Source organism: Bradyrhizobium sp. 17 (genome assembly GCF_023073515.1).
Classification (GTDB): domain Bacteria; phylum Pseudomonadota; class Alphaproteobacteria; order Rhizobiales; family Xanthobacteraceae; genus Bradyrhizobium; species Bradyrhizobium canariense_D.
Window position 1 is genome coordinate 1 of record NZ_JADPJQ010000054.1, and the last position, 3,192, is coordinate 3,192.

A 3,192-nucleotide genomic window follows, 5' to 3' on the forward strand; every position below is an offset into this window, starting at 1 on the left:
TGCGATCATCCCAAGGCCGACCTTCGGCAAGCGAAGGATTCCGAACACGGAGCCCCTGCGGCTGTCGTCCTCGGCTGGCATCGAGGGGAGAGTGAAAAATTGCCAGGCCAGCGCGAGGGCGGCGAGCGGAACGACCGAAAAGAAGGCTCCGCGCCAGCCGATGTACTGGCCGAGAAAGCTTCCCAAGGGGGCGGCAATCGTAGTCGCCAGCGCGTTTCCGCCGTTGAATATGGCCAGCGCCCGCGGGACCTGACTTTCGGGGACGAGGCGCATCGCGGTCGCCGCAGACATTGACCAGAAGCCGCCGATGACGATCCCGATCAGCGCCCGCCCCCCCATGAAGATGACTTCGTTCGGCGCGAGCGCGACGATCAGACCGGACGCCATCATGAGGACCGTGAGAGACAGCAGGACGATCCGGCGATCGATGCCGTGCGTCGCACGCGAAATGAAGAGACTAGCGAGAACGGCGAATGTGCCGGAGACGGCGATGGCCTGGCCCGCTTGGCCTTCGGTAATGTGGAGCTCAGCGGCGATCGGCGTCAGGAGACTGACCGGCATGAATTCGGACGCGATCAAAGTCGCGACGCAGAGAGTGAGGGCGAAGACCGCGCCCCATGCCGGCGCTTCTCGCCGGACGGCACCGTCCTCGAAAGTGGTCTGAACTGTCATGGTAGCCTCGGGAAAGAACTGATCCGCACCCGGTCGGCCGGATCCAGGCGGCGATTTGCCGCCGTTCTCAAATAAGCCGGCGCCAGTCTCCGCAGCACCCTGAGGCTATCGGACGTTCCATTGAGAAGGATTCATCGATCCGCCGACCTCAGAGGCCGAGCGGCCGTAACTCCCGGACGAGATCGATAAAGAGCCGGAGCGCGGCTGGAAGCTGCCGTCGGCTCGAGTAATAGATGTGGAAGCCAGGCCCAAGGGGCGCCCACTCCTCCAACACCGTGCGCAGCGTGCCGTCCCGGAGATCCTTACGCACCATCGGCTCGGCCACATACATGAGCCCCGCCCCGTCTCGGACGGCGACCAATCCGATCTGCCCTTGATCAACAGTCATCCCGCCCGGAACATTGACCTCAATCTTCTCGTCGCGGCGTTCGAACTCCCAGCGATAGATGCTCTCGTCCCCGATCCGGATCTTGACGCAGCGGTGAGATTGCAGGTCGCCCGGATTCAACGGAGTGCCCATGCGGTCGAGGTAGGAAGGAGCCCCGACGACGAGCCAGCGGATATCGGCCGACAGACGCTGCGCGATCATGTCCTGCGGCACTGTCCCTCCGTACCGGATACCCGCGTCGTAACCGTTTTCGATGACGTCGATCATACGGTTGTTCACCGAGAACTCGATCTCGACCTCCGGATAACGTTCCAGGAACGTGGCCATCACGGGTCCAATGAGAAACTCGGCAGCTTCCGTCGGTACGCTCAGCCGCACCCGACCCATTGGGCCGTCGCGGAAGCGGTTGAGAACGTCCAAAGCGCTGCCGATCTCGTCGAAGGGCCGCGCCAGCGCGGACTGCAGCGCCTCGCCGGCAGCGGTGAGCGTTACACTGCGGCTTGTCCGATTGAGCAATCGAACCCCAAGGCGCTCTTCCAGGCTGCGGAGCGCGTGGCTCAAAGCGGACGCTCCGATGCCGAGTTCGATTGCGGCGCGCCGGAAATTCCGGTGCTTGGCAATCTCCAGAAAATAGGAGAGGTCGGCGAGGTCCGATCGACGTAGCTGCATCTCGGGCGCGTGTATCCGGCGGCTGCCCGACTATCGGGCGAGCAAGGGTTGAGGTTGGCCTATTGTCCGGCGGAGTCAACGATGCTTGCCGGTCGAGGCGAGGCTGGCTTCAAGGTCGCAGCGGGAGAGCTAGGCGAGAACATCAGCACCGCCGGCCTGGACCTCGAGCGGATGCCACTCGGGACGCCATCGAGTTCGGACGCAGCGGGATCGTAGAACTGACCAGCCTCCGGACGCCTTGCGTTCTGATCGACCGATTCCGGCGCGGCCTTAAGCAACAGGTGCTCTCGTCGGCGGAAACGGGCCCTACGTTCAAATCCAGGGTGCTGGGCGTGGTACGGGGGCTGGCGGGATGGTCTTGACGGGTGATGCCGCGCGGGCTCGGCTTCCCTCCTCATTCAGCCCCTTGCCGGCTCTCTAGAATGCCCCGTGCATAAAGCAGCAGACGATATCCGAAACTGCCAAAGCTCACCTCGGCAATGTTTTTCGGCAGCTTGTTGACATAGTCGATGCCAACGGCTCCGGCCGAACCAAAGTCGCCAACGTCGGCGAAGTACGGCCCCTTGCGGACGTTCACCGACTTGATCAACTCGGGCATCAGGAAGTTGATATCGGCATAGCCTTGTCCGTGACCATGCGTCGGCATGTTGGCGGGCATGCCATCGACGGTGATGGCGAGGTCGGTGCCGTGGTCGAGATTGAAGCCGCGCAGGAAATATTGGTTGGCTTTGCCCTCTCCTGAATGCTGTGTGACGATCAAGCCGGGCACGATTTCCAGCGCCTCGCCGGGCCGCGTGAAGGGCACCGCATTGACCTCGGCGCCAGTGAAGCGGATCGCACTGGCGGCGGTCGGCTGCAAGGCGCCCGCGCCTGTGGATGAAGCTGCGGGCGTGGCGCCGCTGTCGCCTGCAAGGGCCGGTTTAGGTTGACCAGGGCGAACTGCAGTCCGGCTCCGGTCGCCGCGACTTTGCGTGGGCTTTGGCCGGGTCGCGCGCCTGGCTGGCGTCGGTTCGGGCGAGGTGACGGTGACCGGAGGGAGCTGGTCAGGCGAGTGCACAGCGCGTTCCTGCGCTTCTGCAGGCAGCATCAGGACGGCAGACGAAGCCGTGGCAGAAACTATCCGCAATAGGACTCTACGCACTGACTTGCCCCGCAGATTCGCTCAGTCGCAAACGACTGGCTATCGAATCCGGCTTTGTTACCTACCAGCGAGGAACATGATGTTTCAATAGGAATGTCATACCTGCACATTGGTGTCGAAGACGCCGAGGTCTTCACGTTTTGGACCCAGGGCGAAGTACCTAAGCCGGCAACATTGAAGTACCTAAGCCGGCAACATTGAGGTAAACTGCAATTTGCCAGCAAGTGTCTCAGGCGTGGCGGCCTGGCAACACTAGCACTACTTTGGCAGAATGTGTTTTCGCCGCTGTTTTTCAAGGATTTGCTTTCGGCAATATGGGCAC

General features: G+C 62.5%; 2 protein-coding genes and 1 pseudogene. All 3 read right to left on the bottom strand.

Annotated elements, in window-relative coordinates:
- Positions 1-672: MFS transporter (locus tag IVB13_RS09360; protein WP_247488552.1), on the bottom strand; the 672-nt coding region annotated here is incomplete at its 3' end.
- Positions 673-820: 148 nt separating this feature from the next.
- Positions 821-1,729 carry a LysR family transcriptional regulator gene (locus IVB13_RS09365; protein ID WP_247488554.1) on the bottom strand — a complete coding sequence of 303 codons (909 nt, stop codon included), beginning with the start codon at positions 1,727-1,729 and terminating at the stop codon, positions 821-823.
- 430 nt (positions 1,730-2,159) lie between these two features.
- Positions 2,160-2,816: pseudogene (locus tag IVB13_RS09370) on the bottom strand (TonB-dependent receptor plug domain-containing protein); the annotation flags it as partial.
- Positions 2,817-3,192: the final 376 nt, after the last annotated feature.

Bases quoted from the DNA above. Each gene is read 5' to 3' on its own strand.
- IVB13_RS09365 (WP_247488554.1), bottom strand. From the start codon at position 1,729: ATGCAGCTACGTCGATCGGACCTCGCCGACCTCTCCTATTTTCTGGAG.